This is a genomic window from Variovorax gracilis (assembly GCF_030317115.1).
GTDB lineage: Bacteria > Pseudomonadota > Gammaproteobacteria > Burkholderiales > Burkholderiaceae_C > Variovorax > Variovorax gracilis.
In genome coordinates, this window is the sequence record NZ_JASZYF010000015.1 from 100,543 (window position 1) to 119,711 (window position 19,169).

Here is a 19,169-nt window from a genome sequence, read left to right on the forward strand (position 1 = left end):
TAGAACATGAGCGAACAGTCTTCACATGTCTCACCATCGACGAGGCGAGCGACTCGGCGCAACCTCACCATCGTCTTCTCGGATCTTTCGGATTCGACCACGCTCGCTGCTTCCATGGAGGCCGAGCACTATGCCGAGTTGCTGGGCCAGCTCGGCCAAGTCTGGGCCGACGTTGTGTCGAGGAACTGCGGCACGATCGTCCGCATCCAGGGCGACGGCATGCTGGCGATCTTCGGCTATCCCGAGGTCCGCGAAGACGATGGTAGGCGGGCAACCGAGGCCGCGCTGGATTTTCACCGGGCCGTCGCGCAGATCCGGCATCACGGGCTGCAAGCGCTCGGCCCACTGGGACTTCACACCGGTATCCACGCGGGTCTCGTTCTTCTCGATGAAGGTGATCTAGTCCGGGGACGTTTCGAACTTCTTGGCAATGCACCCAACATCGCCGCCCGGCTCTCCGATGCAGCTGAGCGCAACGAGATCCTTGTAAGCGAAGAGACGCTCGGCTTCGAACGCCAGTTCTTTCGCACCGGTCAGCGCCGAGAGCTCCGACTGAAGGGCCACACGCAAGCCGTCATCGTGTTTCCCGTACTCGGGCGGACGCTCGTACATACCCGGTTTGAGGCGCATGTCCAGCGCGGGCTAAGCCCCTTTGTTGGCCGGCGGCGCGAACTGCAGACGCTCCAGAGCGGCCTGAGCAAAACGGTAGCAGGTCAGCCTGGCTGCGTCGCCGTTTGCGGGCCTACGGGCGTGGGCAAAACGCGGCTGATTGAAGAATTCCTGCGTCACGCCTCGGCACTGGAATGCCAAGTGTATCGCGGCTATTGCGAGAGCTACTTGAGCGCAGAGCCAATGCAACCCATCTTGCAGACGCTGCGTTCATTGTTCCACTTGCACCACGCTACGTCTGGCGTCGTCGCAGCGGCGTGCGTCGACCAAGTGCTCGCTGAAATTCGTCCGGGGCCTGCTGCCAACCAGAGGGCAATTCTTGGGACACTCTCTGTCAGCAGCCCCACGGCCTCAGTCGCTGACCCGAAGCGACCTGCGATGGAAGTCGTTATTGGAGCGATGTGTGAGCTGTACGCGGTCTTGGCGTTGCGAAGGCCGCTTGTGCTTTTCATCGACGATTGGCAGTGGGCCGATGACGCTACAAACCAGATCCTCAACGCGGTACGCGGCCTTGATCGCAGCGCAATCTTCGTGCTCATCGCGACGCGCGGTCTAGTGGCCGGCGACCCCATCATCGGTGGTGCACAAGTGCTCGAGCTTGCACCCCTGAACGAGGAAGAAGCCGTCGAAACCATTCGGCATCTGCTACCCAAAGGGAACCCTTTCATGGTGCAGGAAGTGCAAAAGTATGCAGGGGGCAATCCGCTCTACATCGAGGAGTTGTGCCATTCGGCGGCGCATGGCGATCTGACGCGCCGGCGCGGTCAGCTGCACGGAGGCGCGGCTTGGCTGAACGCAGTGATCGAGTCTCGCGTAGGGCGCCTGAGCGACGTGCAGTCGGATCTGGTCCGCACTGCGGCGGTCATCGGAAATGTGATTCCTTCCTGGCTGCTCCTCAGTCTCACCGGCTACGCGCAGGACGCTCCGCTGGTGCGCAGCCTGGCGGAGCAGGACTTCATCTTTCCCGGTGAAACGTCTACAACGCTTCGCTTCAAGCACGGGATCACGCGCGATGTGATCTACCAGTCTGTGGGCCTTCACGAGCGCGAGGCTATGCATTTGCGCATTGCTGATCTGATACGTGAGCAAGGCCTGGCAAGCGGCGAGGAAGAACCTTTCGAGGCACTGGCCTACCACTACGGTGCGGCAAGCCAGCACGCGTTAGCTGCCCACTATGCAGAGCTAGCGGGCGACAAGGCCATGGATGCCGCAGCACTTGATCGGGCGCATATTCAGTACCGGGCCACGCTTGCTGCCTTGGATCGCCTGAAGCCATCAAAGTCGTTGTCATTGCGATGGATCTCAATTGCTCAAAGATTGGGGTTTGCGTCCGTCTTCGATCCATCCAAGGATCAGCTGGCAGTGTTTCAGCGCGCCCTTGACTTGGCCATCGAGAGCGGAGAAGACGCTCTCGTAGCGCGGGCCCATTACTGGCTGGGCTATTTCAATGGCGCGCTCGGCGAAACACGTCCCGCGCTTCACCATTGCACGCTTTGCTTCGAGGTCGCGCAATGCATCGGGGACGATCGCTTGACGGTCCAGGCGGCTGCGGCATTGGGACAGATTGAAGCGGCTTCATCCAACTATGATCGCGCCCTCGAACTGCTCGACAGCGCGATCGCAGTCAAACGCAGTCACCGCACAGGCGTTCGTTTGTCCGTCGGTCTCGGCTATACCCTTGCCACCAAAGGACACGTGCTGGGGGATCGAGGTGAGTTCGCTCAGGCGCACGAGTGCTTCGACGAAGCCTTACATGCGATCGGGGGAGCCAACCATCAGGTCGAGGCCGCTGCCCGCATATTGCAGGGCATCGTGCTGCTATGGCAAGGCCGCTGGGACGAGGCGAGACAAGCCGCTGTCTGCGGATGTCGGATCGCTGAAGCCGGTCGCAATCTGTCGTACTTTTCGATGGGTGGCGCAGTAGGCGCGTATGCCAGCTGGACGTTGGATCGGACAGCTGAGCCTCTGCAAGCAATGCTGGACGCGGCGGTTTGGCTCGAGCGGCGCGGCGGCGCCTTTTCTTCGCTGACCCACGGTTGGCTCGCGGATGCCTTTGTGGCCGAAGGGCGTCCGGCAGAAATGCGACTCCGCGCCGCGCGAGCCATCTGGCGTTTGCGAAAGCGCGACCTTCTGGGGGCTGCGATGGCCTATCGTGCACTGGCCCGCGCGGCTGCGGAATCGTCGGATCTCGAGCGGGCCCGGCACTACATCGACCTCGCGATGAAGGTGGCGCGCGCACGCCAGTCGACGCACGAAGCGGCCGTGACCCAGCTGTGCTACGCAAGAATCGAGGTGGCAATAGGGGATAGGGACCGTGCCGAGCGATCTCTCGATCAAGCCCTTCGTGAATTCGAAGCCATGAGCATGCAATCGCACCTTTCAGAGGCGTCGGCGTTGCGTAGGCTTCTGTCGCGGTAACGGGGTGAATCCCAGTGAATCCAGGCTAGTGAGTGTGCCACTCAGGACGCAAGTAGAGCTTCGACTCCGCCGGCCTGGCCACACTGTCAGGTATAGCTCCACGACCCGTGTTCATAAGAGGATAGCGAACCCACGCAATCCAGCACTTGCATCGAGTTGGCACAGGCACGGTCAACGAGGCCGATCCGTCCGAACCACGGCTTGACGACGGCACTCTCCGAGCGCCCAATTTGGCTATGGCCGACCGATCTCGCCTTCGTCGCAGAATGATGCTCGCCAGCGGCGCGTCATGTGCCATTGGTTTTTCCGGGCGCCTCTTTGCTCAAACGCAAAGACTTGCCGGCGACCAGCCCGAAGCGTTCCGCAAAGTTCCTCGCGTAGGCATCCTTTGGTTAGGATCTGCGTCGCAGGGCTCAGGCCTTTCTGCCCCCCTCATTCGGCGCCTCGGGGAACTGGGCTATGTTGAGGGAGCGACAGTCGTAATCGATTTTCGCGCGGCCAGCGATTCCCGGAAACTCGTCGATCAAGCTGAGGACTTGGTGCGATCCAAGGCCGATGTGATTGTCGCCCTGGGGGGTGAAGTTCGCGAGGTTGCCCATAACGTCACTGGAACCATCCCAATCGTCGCTGTTGGAGGTAGTGATCCCATCGCTGAGCATTGGGTCGGATCGCTCGCCCGGCCTGGTAGCAACGTAACCGGCATGACCGTTATGGTTCCGCAGCTTGGACAGAAGCAGCTTGAACTGCTTCAGATGGCGGTACCCAGACTGCAGCGGGTTGCCGCCATCATGACGAAGATGACGGATGGTCCCAAGCTGCAGGATGCGGCTCAGAAGCTCTCCTTGGATCTCATCATTCTGCTCGTCAAGGATCATTCGGACATTGCGAAGGCCATCGAGACCGCTACCGCCGAACGCGCGCATGCGTTTCTGGCGCTGCCCACTCCATTGATTTATGAGCATCGGGCAGAACTGGCGCGCCGCGCGATTGACGCCGGCCTTCCTTCGGTTAGCGTCCTACCCGCTCTTGCCGAAGCTGGGTTTCTCATGTCTTACGGCGCAATCTATGACACGATCGTGAGGCGTGCAGCAGAATACGTCGACAAGATTCTCAAGGGCGCGTCGCCTCGCGACTTGCCGATTGAGCAACCGCGAGACTTTGAGTTCGTTGTCAATCGCGCCACAGCCAAAGCTCTGGGCATCGAGCTGCCCAAAACCCTCCTGCTGCGCGTCACTAGATTTGTCGATTGACCTGGGTGGCAGGGCCGCGCCTGCGCGGCGTCCCGAACCAACCGCCCTCCGCAGCCGACATCCTGACTTGCGATGAGGAGGCACTTCATTTGCCCAGCGCCCCCGGTGCCTGCCTCCATGTGCGCCAAGACCAGGCCTGGTCGGAGCCCGGCGCGTGAGCGTCAGGTGTTCGCCCACATGCAGAACGCACTCCCGGTGCCCTCGGCTCGCCGAGCGACACGACGGGCACGCTGTCGCTCAGCAGGCCTCGGCTCAATGCACTTGTACCGGCGCCGATGCCACGACCACCGTAAGCGGCTGGCCGCCCCGTCTTGATTTTCCCCAGGGCAATAGGATGCTCCTGTCCACTTAACTCAAATCGTGGACACGTGAACACTACTGCTTCTTCTCCCGACGAGGGCCGGCGCCGTCGGCGCAAGCACTCGCCCGAATTCAAGGCTCATGTCGTCGCCGCTTGCTGCAAGCCGGGGGTTTCGATGGCGTCGGTGGCCATGGCCAACGGCGTCAATGCCAACTTGGTCCGTCGCTGGGTCCTGGAACTCGAGCGCGGGGTCCCTGAAGAACCCGCAGGCGACGTGGCGATCGCCTCGAAGGCAGTTCCGCAACTGCCGTCGAGCTTTGTGCAGGTTCCATTGCCTTCGGCTCCGGCGATGCCGGGCATTCGGATTGAGCTCCAACGTGGGGCGACCAAGGTTGTCGTGACGTGGCCGTCCGCGGCGGTGTCTGAATGCGCGGCGTGGATGCGAGAGCTGCTGCGATGATCCGCATCGACGCGATGTGGCTCGCGGTCGAACCCATTGACATGCGAGCCGGCCCGGACCGACTGTTGATGAGTGTTGTCCGAGTCTTCGGGGCCGCCCAGGCCTACCATGGCTACGTGTTCGCCAACGCGCGCGCCACGCGCATCAAGCTGCTCATTCACGATGGCTTCGGCATCTGGTGCGCGGCCAGGCGGTTGAACCAGGGTCGCTTCATTTGGCCGGCTCCAGGCTCGGCCAGTCCACTCCCGGCTCTCTCGCAAGCCCAGTTCGACGCCCTCGTTCTTGGTTTGCCGTGGCAGCGTCTGGAGCAGATGCAACTCATCACGCGCGTGTAGTTGTCTATCGCTTCGGCGGCCCTCGCGAGATCAATTGGCGCATGCACCAATGACGATTGGTTGGCGGCCTCGCACAATGGGTGACATGCTCGATGTCCATACTCTGCAGCCCGGCGATCTGGATCGCCTCGCACCGAGTGAGAAGGACGCGCTGCTGCTGCAGATGCTCAACCACATCGGCCAGCAGTCCAAGGCGCATCAGGAGCAAATCGAACAGCGGGACAAGGCGCTGAAATTCAAGGACGCCAAGATCGAGAAGATCACGTTCGAGCTGCAACGTCTGAAGCACTGGCAGTTCGGCGCGCACAGCGAACGCATGACGGCCGAGCAGCGCCAGCTCTTCGAAGAAGCGCTCGTCGAAGACAGGGAGAGCCTGCAGGCCGAGCTCGACGCCTTGCTCGGCGACAGGCCTGACGCGAACCACTCGGCGCGCGATCGCCGTACGCCTCGCCGCGAGGCACTGCCGGCGCACCTGCGCCGCGTAGAGCACCGCCATGAGCCCGAGGACACGACCTGCGGATGCGGCAGACCGATGGTGCGCATCGGCGAAGACGTGAGCGAGCGACTGGACATCGTGCCGGCCGAGTTCTTCGCGCATCGCCACATCCGTGGCAAGTGGGCGTGCAAGTGCTGCGAGAAGCTGGTGCAGGAGCCGGTGGATCCGCAGATCATCGACAACGGCATCCCCACTGCGGCGCTGCTGGCCTACCTTCTGGTGAGTCGGTTCGTCGATCACCTGCCGTACTACCGGATCGAGAAGATCAACGCGCGCTCCGGCGTGCATACGCCGCGGTCCACGTTGGCCGCCTGGTCGGGTCGCGCTGGCGCGGCGTTGACGCCACTTTACGAAGCGCTGCGCAAGTTCGCGTTGTCGTGCCGCGTGCTGCATATCGACGAGACGCCGGTGCGCATGCTGGATCCCGGTGCGGGCAAGACCAAGAAGGCTTACGTCTGGGGCTACGCCCGCAGCGCGTTCGATGCTCAGCCCTGTGTCGTCTACGAGTTCTGTGTCGGCCGCGGTGCAAAGTACCCAGTCGCGTTCCTCAAGGGCTGGGACGGCACGATCGTGTGCGACGACTACAAGGTCTACGAGACGGTGGCCAAGATCGGCGTGCGCAAAGAAGCCGGCTGTGGAGCGCACGCGCGCAGAAAGTTCGACGAACTGAACAGCCCCGTCGGAACGGAGGCGATCAAGCGCTTCGAGAGGATCTATCGGATCGAGCGATCGATTGCGAGCCTGAGCAGCGAGCGGCGGCTCGAAGCAAGGATGTTGCTCACGCAGAAGCGCTGGGATGCGCTTCACGAATGGCTCGAGCTGGAGCGAAGTCGGGTGGCCGACGGAAGTGCCACGGCCCGAGCCCTGGACTACAGCCTCAAGCGCTGGAAAGCGCTGAGCGGATTCCTCGACGACGGCGATGTCGCCTTCGACAACAATCATCTCGAAAATCAAATACGTCCTTGGGCTGTCGGAAGAAAGGGCTGGCTCTTCGCGGGCAGCGAGATGACCGGTCAACGCGCCGCGATGGTGATGAGCCTGGTTCAGTCCGCCACGCTGAACGGTCACGACCCCTGGGTCTATCTGCGCGACGTACTCGAGCGGCTTCCGACTCACCTCAACAGCTGCATCGACGAGTTGTTGCCGCATCGCTGGCAGCCAGCGAAATAGGCGCTCCTACGCCGTCACGGAGTCTGTGCAAGGTGGAACGCCTGGCCGCTTACCGACCACCAAGCTCATCGTCTTGTTGAGCATGACCGCAGGCAGTGCACTGAAGCCGAAGAGGCCGATCAGCGGAGGCAGCCGGAACTCGGCGCCACCAAGACCAAGGAGACCGCCGAGCGTGTCGGGCGCGACGCCGGCAACCAGTGCCTTGACCAGGCCGAGGGTGCGGTCGACGTGATGAGATTCGCGCTCATGGAGGCTAGCGCAGCAGGCCAGGGGCCCCCAGGCGTCTGGGGCGTAGAGCTGCTGGCATTCCTGGCCACGCGTGTCGCCAAGAGGTGGCATTGATCTCGCCCAACAGTGCGAGCGGAATGTCGATGTTCTTCTAGAGGATGTACTCGCCGACGGCCTTTCCGACCTCATCGGGGCGCAAATTGCTGGAGCCGCCATTGCCCAGCAGGCCGTGCATCACGAAATGCACCGCGCGCAGGAGTGGAAACGCATGACGCACGATCTCCACGTCTGCACATTCGGGCAGGAGCAGACGAAGCGCATGGGTGGATAGCGCATCGCGCAGCCAAGGCCAGCGCATGACTCTGCGCGTGAGAAGCACAGCACTTACGGGAAGCTGAACTCGAGGGAACTGTTACGGGTGCCGACGCCAACCACGCGGGTTTGAGCCGCCTTCCCCTGCGGTTCTGCGGTGACCGAGTAACGCCCAGGTGCCAGGTCGATCAGGCAGATCGGACCACCGGATGAAGGAATAGAAAGTACCCCGACGCCAGCGTCGTTCTTGATGTTCACCGCCACCGCCGCCAGGAACTCTCCGCGACGGTTCACGAACATTAACGAGAGCGGATGATTTCTCATCGCCTCGCGGAACGCGGTCGACTGTCTCGACCCGATGCCACCACAGACATACTTCACGTTGCCTTGCGTCTGCAGCGGCGGGATGCCGGAGGATTGGGCCTGCACCGACCACGATGCAGTTGCAGCCAGGACAAGAACGCCATAGCCAAGAATCGAAAGGGAGCGATGCATTGGAAGCCCCGGTCGTTGAGGGGTCGCCATATTCAGTTTGCTCACGGCTAGTGTCAAGAGAGCGATGCGATTCGATCGCGGGACCCAGTTCGCTGGCTGCTACCCACCCCAGTGGCCCCAAACCTGTCGCCGCAGCCTTCGCCCGACGAACCTTCGCACCCGACCTTCCGGCAGCGGTCGTCTGGGTTGTCGTACCTTTCATGGAAATCGGTCCACTTTGCTCATGAAAGTCCCTGTCCGACAGGCACTTGCACCGCCAAAATCCCCCGGCAAAAACTATAAGTGTCCAGCCTTTGATTCGCAAAGCCCAGTTCCTGCTCGACGCACTCTTCCGCACGACAAGTACGACCACCCCAGATTGCAGTCGGCGACGGAGATGGCCACGCGAATATTGAGACCATGGACGGCATCGATCGATTGCGAAGACGGCCCAAGTCTGACTAGTGGTTTGGCGAGCTGTCGATTGGCGGTAACAGCGCGAGGTCCATGAGACTTCGCGTGACATTCCTCATCCAGGCCCACTGAAGTCGGGGCCGCCGGCTCCGGCGACGCCTCGATCTCTCGCCGGCTGCCGCCATCGTAGACGAGCTGCTTCGGTCCGAGTTGGGCTTCGAACTGCGACTCCCGATCTACTTCTTTGGCACGTCCAGATTGGTCTTCGCCGGACCAATCTCCCCTACATCTGCCCACGCCTTTACATCGAAGCGGAACTCGGCGACTGCACATGTGGGCATGTCGGTGATTTCGCTCGACAGCCGATGTGAGAGATCAGTGAACTCGGGGTTATGGCCGAAAAGCATCACCCGTTTTAGCTTGTGATCAAGTGCGCAAACGACGGCGAGCAGGCCGTCCGGGCTGCTGGCGTAGATTCGTTCATCGACAACGATGCCCTTGCGTTGGTAGCCGATCTCGTCGGCGATGAGTTGTGCCGTCGTCAGCGCGCGCAGTGCCGGGCTCGACACGAGCAGATCCGGCTTCACCCCGCGCTCGCTGAGGCGCTTGCCCATTGTGAGCGCGTCCCGGCGGCCGCGATCGTCCAACGGTCGCTCCCGATCGGGCAAGGTCGGATCGTCGCGACTCGATTTGGCATGCCGAACTAGAAACAAGGTTTTCACGATCAACTTTCGATCTCGTGCAACTGTACACCGCATGATGAGAGGATGCGGCGGACCTCGCCAAGGGATGGACCGGCGTCCAATCCGTTAGATTCGCTCATGTAGCGCGCGAGGCGCGGGAAGGCAAGGAGCGAGGATGCAAGCTGTGTCGATCCACGTCGTAGACGTGGCCAACGGGGTTGTTGCAGTGGGCATGCGGGTGGAGATCCTGCGTCAGGCAAGTGGCGAGCAAGGGCGGCCCGAACGCTGGGAGCCTTTGGTTGCCGGAAAAGTAGGGCGCAACGGCGTGGTCGACGGCTTCGAGGGCCAGGCCCAACTGTTTAATGTGGGCGTGTACGAGATGCGGCTGCATGTAGGGGACTACTACCGTGAACGCGGACAGACGCTTCCCGAGCCGGCGTTCATGGACGTCCAGTGTTTCCGTTTCGGCTTGGCCGATCTTTCGCGGCACTACCATCTTCCGGTGAAGCTCACCCCTTGGGGACTGTCCTGCTTTCGCGGGGCGGCTTGAATCGGGGTCGACATCCGAAACGACCTCGCTGAGGCCCCTCGGGGTGGGCGCTTCAAGGCAACCTCCTTGCTAAGCGTGATGGCCGACCTGAAGTGGCTTGCCAAGCGGCGCGCGTTGCGTATCCTGTGCCAATGAGTTCCGGACTCACAGTGCCAGCACATCCCGAGCAACGGTCATCGGGATCGGCTCGGGCTACGCCATGAGTGGTGCGAGTCTTCATCACCGGCTCGCAGCCATTCTTGTGGCCGATGCCGTGGGGTATTCGCGTCTGATGGCCAGCGACGATTGCGCCACTCTGACCGCATTGGATGCGGCCCGAGCGGTGATCCGTGCCCAGATCGAGTCGCAGCAAGGGCGAGTCATTGACATGGCGGGCGATTCCGTTCTGGCAATCTTTGGCACCGCATCGGGCGCTGTAGCGGCGGCTTTGGTCGTTCAGGCACAGCTGAACGCACAAGCCGAGACAGAAGCATCGAATCGGCAGATGCGTTTTCGCATCGGCCTGCACCTCGGTGACGTGATCGAAAAAAATGACGGCACGGTGTACGGCGACGGGGTAAATATCGCCGCTCGATTGCAAACGCTGGCTGGCGCGGGCGGCATCTGCGTGTCGGAGTCTGTCCGGACCGCCGTCAAAGGGCGGGTGCCCGCAATATTCGACGATATGGGCGAACACGCAGTGAAAAACTTCCCCGATCCCGTGCGGGCTTGGCGCGTTCTTGCGGAAGACAGGGCGACCGAACACAGAGGCGCTCGCGCTGTCGAGCGTAAGGGATCTGCTTGCAAGCCGGCAATTGCGGTGCTGCCCTTCAAGGTTCTATCGACGGATCCGAAGCTTGGATTCCTCGCTGATGGTCTGGTCGAAGACGTAATCGCATTGCTTGCGCGGGTAGCCGGATTCGAACTGATCTCCCAATCGTCGTCTTTCGCGTTCCGTGGGCTCGGCGCGGGAGTTGCGTCGATTGCATTCGAACTCGGCGTGCGATACGGTCGTCGAAGGTAGCGTGCGTTCCATCGGTGACGTGGTTCGTGTCACGGCACAGCTAATTGATGCCGCATCCGCGCGCGTGCTCTGGTCTGGCCGCTTCGAGGCTGATCCAGCACAGCTTGTGGACTTGCAAGACGACATTGCACGCGGCGTCATTTCGGAACTCGAACCGGAGCTCACGCGCGCAGAAATTGCCCTTATCCATCGATTGCGCCCGAGTAACGTGGGCGCATGGGGACACTATCAGCAAGGCGTCGGCGCCGTCACCCTCATCGGCTGGACAGAGGAAGCAATCCGCGAGGCGAGGAATAAGTTGCGCATGGCCTATCAGCTCGATCCGGGATTCGCTGAAGCAGAGGCCCTCTTCGCGCTGTGGACCGTTCTGGGCAGTACGACCGGGCTACTCCCCAGCACGTCGGACATCGTGGAGGAGGCTCGAATTGCGGCGGAGCATGCCCTTTCCCTGGACGACGGAAACACGTTGGTGCTTGGATTTGCGGGTTGCGCCTTGGCCGATATTGGTCAGCTTGAGCGCGGTGCACAGATCCTGCTTCGTGCCTTGGAGATCGACCCCAGCAATGCTCAGGCTCATGTGGCGCTTGGCGTTACTTACGGACGCATGGGGCGAAGTGACGATTCGCTCGAGCGCATGAGCTACGGGATGCGAATTAGTCCGAGAGACCGGCGACTGGGTTTTTGGGGCTGGGCCCTTGGCTGCCGACTGATGAAAGCTCAACGCCTGGAGGAAGCCCTCGAAGAGACGCTGGCAAGTGCCCGTCGTGACCCGAGGCTCCATCTCAGCCGGATCCTGGAAGCGGCGCTGTTGCTCGAGATGGGGCGGGAATCGGAAGCGCGAATCGCGGTCGCGACTGCCCGGTTCATTCGTTCAAGGCTTTCACTCCAGGAAGTCGCGCATACACATGGCCCACGCATCGGGGCGAGGCTCGATGCGCTGTGGCGTGACGGCTGATGGACCAGTTCACGGTGCCCCCCAGCGACGCGGGCCACGCACAGCGAGGGTCGGGGTTTCTCCCCATGAGTTGCTGCAGTCGAATCATGTAGTCGCACGGTGTCGGTTCGCCGTCCAATGGACGCTGGATGAGTCTCCGACCAACCTGCTTCGAAAGTCGTGCAGTGTCGGGAGAGAGAAACTTGCAATCAAGACGATTTGCTGCTCAAACAATTTGGCGCTCTCGTCCGGTCCAATAGGGCCTGCGCAAATCCTTCTTCAGGATCTTCCAGTCGAGTTTCGAGGCAGTGCGTCGGCGACGTCGACGGACTTCGGGCATTTGAATGACGCCAGCCGCCCGCGACAGCAGGCCAGAACCTGCTCGATGTCGAAAACATCACCACTCATAAAGCGTCTTCAAATTTGACATCATGGGGGATTGCAAACGCTTTCGGAAAGTCCCACCTTCGGCGCCTCCCGGCCGCCGATCACATGAAGCTTCATCCACGCCAGCCATTGCTCGTATGCCAGGTCACCTGGCTCTCCGGCAAAGTCGATGGCCCGAAGTCCCGCCAAGTGCGCATGAACGCGGCGGCTGTCCTCCGCAAGAGCTCGACAAATCTGCAACGCGAATGAGGAGGTCGCCACGTCGCCGATGCCGTCGAGGAGGCTTCGAGCACGCGTTGGCGCCACGACTTCGTCTCGTCACGAAGCACGGCCTCGCTCTGACGGCCTGCTGCTCACACTGATATGGTCGCTCGCGTCAACGGATCCTCTTTTGGTTCATGCAGGCGGCATGGGGTGATGCGCGACGAGTTTGCTGCTTCGTCGATGGATCAGACTGATATCCGTGGGTTGGCTACCACCGTGCATCGATCCGTCATGGAAGCTGCCTCGCTCTAGTGACGCAGGTTGCCGAAGGCCTTCTGGCGATAGTGTGAATGAGGGTTCTTCCCATCGTGATGCCGTGACGCATCACCCGATGACGCCTGCTGCGTAGCCCGTTCCTTATTGCTGCGATGTCGACTCCGCTGCGGACAGTTGCGCGATGGCCCAGATGAAGCCAGTCAACTCCCGCGCGACCGCCACACAGACCTTGTTGGCCTGCACACCCCGGCTCGACAGCCGGGCGAACCGTGCGCACAGGCGCACCTGTGCCTTCCACGCGTGGGTGCGTATGCGTGGCGGCAACGCCTTGCTGCGGTCACGCAATTCCTGGCTCATGCGTGCCGGGAAGCGATAGTTCCACGCTGCCTCTGTCAGCAGGCGCCTCGCGTGAGCGTTCCCGGTCTTGGTGATCGAGCCACGACGTACGCTGCCGCCGCTGGAATGCTCCGACGGTACGAGTCCCAGGTAGCCCATACGCTGGCGAGCGCTGGCGAAGCGGTGGATGTCGCCGATCTCGCACACCAGCCCAATGGAGCTGACGGTATCAATGCCGCGCAGCGCTCGCAAAGCCGCCACAACCGCCTCGAAGCGCCAGCCTTTGGTGCCCTGCGCGAGTGCCGCACCCAATCGCTGCACCCGTTCATGTGCGCCCTGTGCGGCCAACTGGTACTCGGTCAGCGCGATCTGGTCCGCCGGGTGATCGAAGCGTTGCAGGGTGATCCAGCGCTCGTGCATCTTGGTCCAGGAGGTCTTGCCCGGATAGCGTCGTTCATGTCGCAGCAAGAAGGCCTTGAGTTGCTGGCGAGCCTTCAGACGCAAGTTGACTGCGTCTTCACGGGCGCGCCAAAGGTTGCGCATCGCCTCGTGGGCCTCGTCGGGCACCCAGATCGCCTTGAGCTCGCCGGCTCGCGAAAGCTCGGCCAGCCGTGCGCAATCGCGCCGGTCGGTCTTGATTCGCTCGCCCGCTCGGCGCGGCACCAGCGAAGGCGCGATGACCTCGCAACGGTAGCCCTGTGCGCTTAGCGCGCGATACAGCCCATAGCCCGTCGGCCCAGCCTCGTAGACCACGCTGACTTGCCTAGGCGGGCCGTACTTGCGCAACGCCTTGAGCACCACCTGCACGTCGGGCCTCAGGGTGCCCACGAACCGGCTCGGCTCTCGCCCAGCTTCACAAACGGCAACAGCAATGCTGTCCTTGTGCGCATCCAGACCAACGAAGAACTTGATACTCTCGTCCATGGCTCGTCTCCATACGGTTTGCGGCTGGCCTACGCTCGCCGCATGTGGCTCGGCGCCTCTCAGAGCACGCAATCCACGATACCGGAGACGAGCCCCCCGCTGCCTATCGAGCGACCATGATGTCTAGTATGTATTTCCAGCGCTTGCCTCGGCGATCAAGAGCACACGGCGGCGCTCAAGAATGTTGTCCCAGGTCAGGTCTCCACGGTGTTCGGAAAACTGGCGATTGCGAGGGATGAAGTCGTCAGCCTCGGCCCCCTCTTGATGGTTCGTTTCGCTGAATGTGCGTAGCATCCGGCCAGTGCACGGGCCGTCATCTGAGCTCCCGCCTAAGACCGCTCCGCGCCCCGCGGATGACCGTGGGCGCACTCTGGTCGTTGAGCATCAATGGCACGGGCAACGTCCCCGACGGACTGGTCGCCATCGGCGCTGCGGCAGCGGGCGGTTTGGCTGGATTGCTGGCGCCAGGGCGGGGAACGAGCAACCCTGGCTAATCAGGCTCACCCATCAGCACGAACGCGGCCCAGAAGGCCGTCTTGGGATAAGTCTCGCGCGTAGCCATCATCGCGTCGCGCAGAGCCTCGCTCTTGCCGGCTCCCGCCTGCAGGCGGCCGTAGAAGCTCACCATGAGGTCGCGCGTGGGCTCATCTGGAATGGCCCACAGCGATACGATCACGCTCGGCGCGCCCGCCGCGATCCAGGCGCGTGACAGGCCGATGACGCCCTCGTCGTTGATCGCGCCGCGGCCCGAGTCGCAGGCGCTCATCACGACGAGGTCGGCATTGGTCGTGGCGTCGGCGATCTCGTCGGCGGCGAGCATGCCGTTGTCGGCGCCGCTGGGGGCCAGCGCCAGCATGCCGGGGGTTTTGGATTCGTTGCTGGCGTCGCCGCCGAGCATGGTCATGCTGCGCACATGGGGGTTGGCCTGGCGCTGCGACCGCTCGGTGACGTCATCCAGGAAGCCGTGCGTGGCCAGGTGGATGTAGCGCGCATCGCGCGCGTCGCGAATCACCCTGGCCTTGGTGGCGGCGGCGCCCGTGAGTGGCAGTGCCTTCAGCAGGGTGCCGATCGCCCTGGCCTCTTCTTCGGCGCCGGGCAAGTCGGGAATGTCCAGCGCAGGCTGTCCGGGCACCGGCGTGTAGGTCGGCATCACCGGGTTGCCCACGATGAGCGCCGGCCCGTTGGCGCGCGACGTGCGCTTGCGCACGCCCGTCAGCGCCAGCGTTTGCATCGACGGCGTGATGGAGACCGAATAGCGCGCAACCAGGGGCGCGCCCGCCGCATCTTCCAGCGCGGCAAAGGGCACGAGGAACAGTGCGCCCTGCGGCATGAATAGCACGCGCGCCCCGTCTCCGGCGGGCAGCAGGTCCGCTACCGGTTCGATCAGCACCTGGTACAGGCGCCGCAACTCGTTGCTCGATCGCGTGACGCGCGGGGGTGGACGCGCGGCGACGACCGCGACCGGCCCGCGGCCTGCCACGCCGAACATCCTGCGCGCTTGCATGATGGCGTCCGTCAACGCGTAGGTCTCGTCTGCGTTGTCGAGCACGCCGGCAAACGGACGTTCGCGCATCGTGACGCGCCCGTCCGGGCTCACGACCCACAGGCGCACGCCGGTCTCGCGATCAGGCATGCGGCTGGGCAGCTTGTTGACGGTGGTGGTGATCGAGTACGCCACCACCGTGGCGCGCCGCTCGGCCGCCATCTGGCGCATGTCGGCGATGCTGGCCGGCCGGCTGGCGGCGACGGCTTGCGGGTTGTCGAACACTTCCTTGCGCAGGTCGGCTCCCGTTGGCGAGTCGCCCGACGGCGAAGCTTGCCGCCGCGTGGCCGAAGCGGTCATTTCTTGCAGGGAGGGCGCCGGCTTGTAGAACGCGCGATTGGCCAACACTTGCGCCAAGGCCCGGGCACGGCATTGCTCCGCGGCTTCGAGGGCGCGCTCCGGTGCGTTGCTTTGTGCGTTGACCTGCTCGAGCAGCGGGCAGGCAAAGCTGGGCAGGAAGGTCTCGCCGGTGGTCATGGCACCTGCCGCCACATTGCGTTGCTGCCCGGCCATCATGGCCCCCATGGCCAGGGTGTTCATCGACTCCGCGATCTGCGGGTACGCACCCAGGACGCCGACCACTTCCTCGCGCTCGGCCAGGGCACCTTCCAGCAGCGTGCGCGCTTCGTCGAGGCGTCCGGCACGCTGCAGCGCGAGCGCAAGATAGGGTGGCACGATGCTGCGATCCATGACCCCGCCTTCACCCTGGCTTTGCACGATCGCGTTGGCCTGGCGCAGGCTGTCGATGGCCGCGTTCATGTTGTTGGCCTGGAGCTGCGCCAAGCCCATGAGCACCAGCAACTCGGACTGCACCTGGCGCTGGGTGTGGGCGGCCATCGTGTCTTCCTGGTCGCGCTGCGCGCGTTCCATCATGGCCTGGATGTCGACGCCACCGCCGCCAAAGAGCGAAAACCCGGGCCTGGTTGGCGGCTGCAGCACCTGCGATTTGGGCATGGGCGGCGTGGCCTTGCCAACGATGGCGAGCGCTTGATCGAACGCTGCGCGCGCCTCTTCGGTGCGGCCTGCGGCGAGCAGGCTCTTGCCCATTTCGGCCAGCAGCCGGATGCGGACGTCCTCGCTGGGCGCGTTCGGCAAAGCGTCGCGGAATGCGTCGGCGGAGCGGTCGAAGCGGCCCTTGTCGAAACGCAGGAGCCCTTCCTGCAACGCTTGCATCCACGGCGGGTCGGCGCGGGCCGCGTCGTCACATCGAAGCTCGCGCTCCCGCGCCACCACGACGGGCAAAGGCCCGAGCCAGAAGCCGCCGCCGTCGACGGATTGGCTGAGGGCTTGGGTCATGCTGCGGCACATCTCTTGTTTCGAGTTGCGCACGCGCATTTGCGCGGCAGCTGCGGGATCGAGCGCTGGCGGCGTTGGCGCCGCGGGTGCGGCGGGTGGGGGACTGCAGCCCGCCCTTTGCAACAGCGCATCGACGTTGGCATTCGGGACCGCCCGCGCAAGTTCCACCAGTTGCGCGCACTGGGCATCCACGCCCGGGAAGCCTAGGCCCTGCGGTGGCCGCATCTGCGCCCATGCGGAGCCTACGACCAGGCATGCAGGCAAGAAGAGAATTGCACGGGCTTTCATGGCGTCATGGCCCGACGCAGGTCGGGCCGCTTAAGTCATCAACTGGGTGATCTCGTCGCTTCTTGCGGATCGCCCAGCCCGCCGGCGTCGCCTCGCGCAGCACGATGTCCCTGGGCACGTCGAGCCTGGACAGGGGCTGCGCCCACATCCTGGCCTTCCAGCTCTCGACGACCATCGCGCCGATCAACCCGGCGTTCGCGATCTCGAGCATGTCCTCGTCCTCGAGCGCATCGGGCACCGGCAGAAGCGTCGCCGACGCCTTGCCGGCCGCGCGTATGCGCTCGTTCAGCGCGACAAGGCTCGCGTGGTAGCTCGACGATTCACGTACGTGCACGTCCTGGCCCGACAGGTCGTCGAGGGAGCCGATCGTCGGTCCGGTGGACCCGGTGACGAGGATTTCGACGTTCGTCCAGTTCGGGTCAGGCGCGACGAAGTCGACGAGCTGCCTACGCTCGTCGGTGACACTCGGGTTGCCGAGCGCTATGTCGCCCAGCCCCGCAGCCAGGTTCGAGAGCAGCATGTCGCCGGTGGTCGGAATGATGCAGACGGGCAGCGGCCGCTTGCCGAGCTGCCTGGTATAGGTCTTGTTGACCCAGCGCTCGAATTCGCGCACCAGCTCGGCTGGGAGCACGCGCTCGCGCCCCTTGTCGACGAAATACAGCGAACGGCTTAGCGGTACGTCGAAGCGGATCAAGCGGCACGCAAGTATCCCATCGAAGTCGCCGGTCCATGGCTTGCTCGCGACGTTCAGCCGGCGCAGCGCCGCGAGAGGCCTGGTCCCACCCGTCGTGCTCGCCGTCGCCGCCGCGAGGCCGCTGCCGCAGACAGCCATCAGCGTCAGCCCTGCCACGAGACGCGCCGCATGAAGCATCGCTAGCCGCCGCGAACTTTCAGCCGCCTGACATCGAACCATTGTTCGTGCCTCCGGAGCAACTACTGTCGCGAGTATGCGCCGAAATACTGGCGCTCGCGAACAACGCCTTCTTGTGACGACCTCCTTGCCGCCCCAGACGCGAGAACGGCCAGGTGCCCAGCGACGAGAATCAATGGATCGTCCACGTCGATGAGCGCCCGAACCAGAGCATAGAACATCGAGTCGCCCAGAAACGGAAGGTGTTCCCGCGAACTCATCAGCTCGTTGAAGACCTCCCCAAGCGTGGGGCGACCAGCGCGTAGAACTGCTGCGAGATCTCCAGCACCATGGCCTAGCACACGCTCGTCACCTCACCCTCGCACGCGCCCACGATCTGCGGGACCGCACGCTTGAATGCCTGGCGTGTCTGCGCGATCGACACGCCTCGCTCGGCCAACAGTCCTCTGGCCTGATTGATCAATGCCGTGCGTTGCTGGACCAGCAGCTCGCGCACGCGATGGACCGCCTGAATATCCTGCTGCTCGACTGACTTCACGGTCACGAAGTTCATCGTCGGGCGGCTGGCGGCCTCGACGATGGCCTGTGCATCGTTGCGGTCGTTCTTGTTGGTCTTCACGAACGGTGTGACGTACTGCGGACTGATCAACCGCACCTCGATGCCCATGGAACGGAAGCATCGCGCCCAGTGGTGCGCCGAGCCGCACGCCTCCATGGCGACGATGCGAGGACGCGATTCGCGAACCGTCTCCAGGAAGGCAGCGCGCATGACCTTGGCGGCGTACACCGTACGTCCTTGGCGGCCAGCGCCGTGAAGCTGGAAGACGCGCTTGGCCAAGTCGATGCCGAGAATTTAGATCTCCATGATTAACCTCCTGACAACAACGGTTGATGAGCCGCTCAGTTTGCTATCGGGGTGGCGCAGGGTCCATCACAGCAAATCGGTGCGCTTTGGTCGAGTAAATCCTTTTCCAACAACCACTTGCCATCCACTTGTTTTCGCTCGGACTCGTGTTTTCGTGCATGTATGGACCCAGCGCCTGTTGCAAGCTCTTTTCGGTCACATGACGTAAACGGTTTGCATGCACGTATACGGCTTGCCGGTGGGCGCGTCGGAACATGCCCGCAGCCTCGATGAGATCCGCACACCCGAGTCCTAAGCAAAAAGACGGCTCGATCCCGAAGGGCAGCCGGCACTAAAAACAGGCTTCAGGGTGTCGGTCTAACCAGTTTTGCCATCACTTCCAAAAGCTTCGCAAACCAATGCTGGGTGTCATTCCTCCCTTGAACAAGAATGTGTTGCTGACCGACTGAGGAGCTCGTTCGTTCAGCGCGCCACGGCGCTGG

General features: G+C 63.1%; 15 protein-coding genes and 1 pseudogene. 8 read left to right on the top strand and 8 right to left on the bottom strand.

Annotation, left to right across the window (positions count from 1 at the left end):
• Positions 1-6 precede the first annotated feature (6 nt).
• The 5 genes from QTH97_RS24395 to tnpC all read left to right on the top strand — a co-directional run bounded on the left by QTH97_RS24395 (position 7) and on the right by tnpC (position 7,099).
• A complete protein-coding gene (locus QTH97_RS24395; RefSeq protein WP_286571073.1) occupies positions 7-3,087 on the top strand; it encodes an ATP-binding protein in 3,081 nt (1,026 codons plus the stop codon).
• Positions 3,088-3,353: 266 nt separating this feature from the next.
• Positions 3,354-4,337 (top strand): ABC transporter substrate-binding protein, encoded by a 984-nt coding sequence (locus QTH97_RS24400; protein ID WP_286571074.1) that lies wholly within the window; start codon positions 3,354-3,356, stop codon positions 4,335-4,337.
• A 368-nt stretch (positions 4,338-4,705) separates the two neighbouring features.
• Positions 4,706-5,098 carry a transposase gene (locus tag QTH97_RS24405; protein WP_286571075.1) on the top strand — a complete coding sequence of 131 codons (393 nt, stop codon included), beginning with the start codon at positions 4,706-4,708 and terminating at the stop codon, positions 5,096-5,098.
• The gene (gene tnpB, locus QTH97_RS24410; protein ID WP_286571076.1) at positions 5,095-5,433 is read left to right on the top strand and encodes an IS66 family insertion sequence element accessory protein TnpB; all 339 of its coding nucleotides are present in this window, start codon (positions 5,095-5,097) and stop codon (positions 5,431-5,433) included. The genes QTH97_RS24405 and tnpB overlap by 4 nt, the downstream gene beginning before the upstream one ends.
• A 103-nt stretch (positions 5,434-5,536) precedes the next feature.
• Positions 5,537-7,099 (top strand): IS66 family transposase, encoded by a 1,563-nt coding sequence (tnpC, locus tag QTH97_RS24415; protein WP_286571087.1) that lies wholly within the window; start codon positions 5,537-5,539, stop codon positions 7,097-7,099.
• Between the two features lie 6 nt (positions 7,100-7,105).
• Here the strand turns inward: tnpC and QTH97_RS24420 are convergent, their stop codons facing one another.
• The 4 genes from QTH97_RS24420 to QTH97_RS24435 all read right to left on the bottom strand — a co-directional run bounded on the left by QTH97_RS24420 (position 7,106) and on the right by QTH97_RS24435 (position 9,249).
• The gene (locus QTH97_RS24420; RefSeq protein WP_286571077.1) at positions 7,106-7,438 is read right to left on the bottom strand and encodes a hypothetical protein; all 333 of its coding nucleotides are present in this window, start codon (positions 7,436-7,438) and stop codon (positions 7,106-7,108) included.
• Positions 7,439-7,478: 40 nt separating this feature from the next.
• Positions 7,479-7,685: an AtuA-related protein gene (locus QTH97_RS24425; protein WP_286571078.1), complete on the bottom strand. Its 207-nt coding sequence runs from the start codon at positions 7,683-7,685 to the stop codon at positions 7,479-7,481.
• Between the two features lie 26 nt (positions 7,686-7,711).
• The gene (locus tag QTH97_RS24430) at positions 7,712-8,179 is read right to left on the bottom strand and encodes a carboxypeptidase regulatory-like domain-containing protein (protein ID WP_286571079.1); all 468 of its coding nucleotides are present in this window, start codon (positions 8,177-8,179) and stop codon (positions 7,712-7,714) included.
• Positions 8,180-8,763: 584 nt separating this feature from the next.
• The gene (locus tag QTH97_RS24435; protein ID WP_286571088.1) at positions 8,764-9,249 is read right to left on the bottom strand and encodes a SixA phosphatase family protein; all 486 of its coding nucleotides are present in this window, start codon (positions 9,247-9,249) and stop codon (positions 8,764-8,766) included.
• A gap of 136 nt (positions 9,250-9,385) precedes the next feature.
• On the opposite strand from QTH97_RS24435, the gene QTH97_RS24440 reads away from it, so the two are divergent.
• The 3 genes from QTH97_RS24440 (at position 9,386) to QTH97_RS24450 (ending at position 11,718) form a co-directional block, all read left to right on the top strand.
• Positions 9,386-9,760, top strand: coding sequence for a hydroxyisourate hydrolase (locus QTH97_RS24440; protein ID WP_286571080.1), 375 nt, complete (start codon positions 9,386-9,388; stop codon positions 9,758-9,760).
• A 199-nt stretch (positions 9,761-9,959) separates the two neighbouring features.
• Positions 9,960-10,763, top strand: coding sequence for an adenylate/guanylate cyclase domain-containing protein (locus QTH97_RS24445; protein ID WP_286571081.1), 804 nt, complete (start codon positions 9,960-9,962; stop codon positions 10,761-10,763).
• Complete coding sequence (locus QTH97_RS24450) at positions 10,723-11,718, top strand: tetratricopeptide repeat protein (RefSeq protein WP_286571082.1); 996 nt, start codon at positions 10,723-10,725, stop codon at positions 11,716-11,718. Before QTH97_RS24445 ends, QTH97_RS24450 begins: the two co-directional genes overlap by 41 nt.
• 987 nt (positions 11,719-12,705) lie before the next feature.
• Here the strand turns inward: QTH97_RS24450 and QTH97_RS24455 are convergent.
• The 4 genes and pseudogenes from QTH97_RS24455 to QTH97_RS24470 all read right to left on the bottom strand — a co-directional run.
• A complete protein-coding gene (locus QTH97_RS24455) occupies positions 12,706-13,824 on the bottom strand; it encodes an IS110 family RNA-guided transposase (protein ID WP_286571083.1) in 1,119 nt (372 codons plus the stop codon).
• 490 nt (positions 13,825-14,314) lie between these two features.
• Positions 14,315-16,663, bottom strand: a complete 2,349-nt coding sequence (locus QTH97_RS24460; RefSeq protein WP_286571084.1) for a CHAT domain-containing protein — start codon at positions 16,661-16,663, stop codon at positions 14,315-14,317.
• A gap of 292 nt (positions 16,664-16,955) precedes the next feature.
• Positions 16,956-17,801: a type 2 periplasmic-binding domain-containing protein gene (locus tag QTH97_RS24465; RefSeq protein WP_286571085.1), complete on the bottom strand. Its 846-nt coding sequence runs from the start codon at positions 17,799-17,801 to the stop codon at positions 16,956-16,958.
• 367 nt (positions 17,802-18,168) lie between these two features.
• Positions 18,169-18,675: pseudogene (locus QTH97_RS24470) on the bottom strand (IS110 family RNA-guided transposase); the annotation flags it as partial.
• Between the last annotated feature and the right edge of the window lie 494 nt (positions 18,676-19,169).

What these genes read in the sequence shown, in the direction of transcription:
- QTH97_RS24400 (WP_286571074.1), top strand. Translation starts at nt 3,354, where the DNA reads ATGATGCTCGCCAGCGGCGCGTCATGTGCCATTGGTTTTTCCGGGCGC.
- QTH97_RS24420 (WP_286571077.1), bottom strand. Translation starts at nt 7,438, where the DNA reads ATGCCACCTCTTGGCGACACGCGTGGCCAGGAATGCCAGCAGCTCTAC.
- QTH97_RS24460 (WP_286571084.1), bottom strand. Translation starts at nt 16,663, where the DNA reads ATGACCCAAGCCCTCAGCCAATCCGTCGACGGCGGCGGCTTCTGGCTC.
- QTH97_RS24425 (WP_286571078.1), bottom strand. Translation starts at nt 7,685, where the DNA reads ATGCGCTGGCCTTGGCTGCGCGATGCGCTATCCACCCATGCGCTTCGT.
- QTH97_RS24395 (WP_286571073.1), top strand. Translation starts at nt 7, where the DNA reads ATGAGCGAACAGTCTTCACATGTCTCACCATCGACGAGGCGAGCGACT.
- QTH97_RS24440 (WP_286571080.1), top strand. Translation starts at nt 9,386, where the DNA reads ATGCAAGCTGTGTCGATCCACGTCGTAGACGTGGCCAACGGGGTTGTT.
- tnpB (WP_286571076.1), top strand. Translation starts at nt 5,095, where the DNA reads ATGATCCGCATCGACGCGATGTGGCTCGCGGTCGAACCCATTGACATG.
- QTH97_RS24445 (WP_286571081.1), top strand. Translation starts at nt 9,960, where the DNA reads ATGAGTGGTGCGAGTCTTCATCACCGGCTCGCAGCCATTCTTGTGGCC.
- QTH97_RS24455 (WP_286571083.1), bottom strand. Translation starts at nt 13,824, where the DNA reads ATGGACGAGAGTATCAAGTTCTTCGTTGGTCTGGATGCGCACAAGGAC.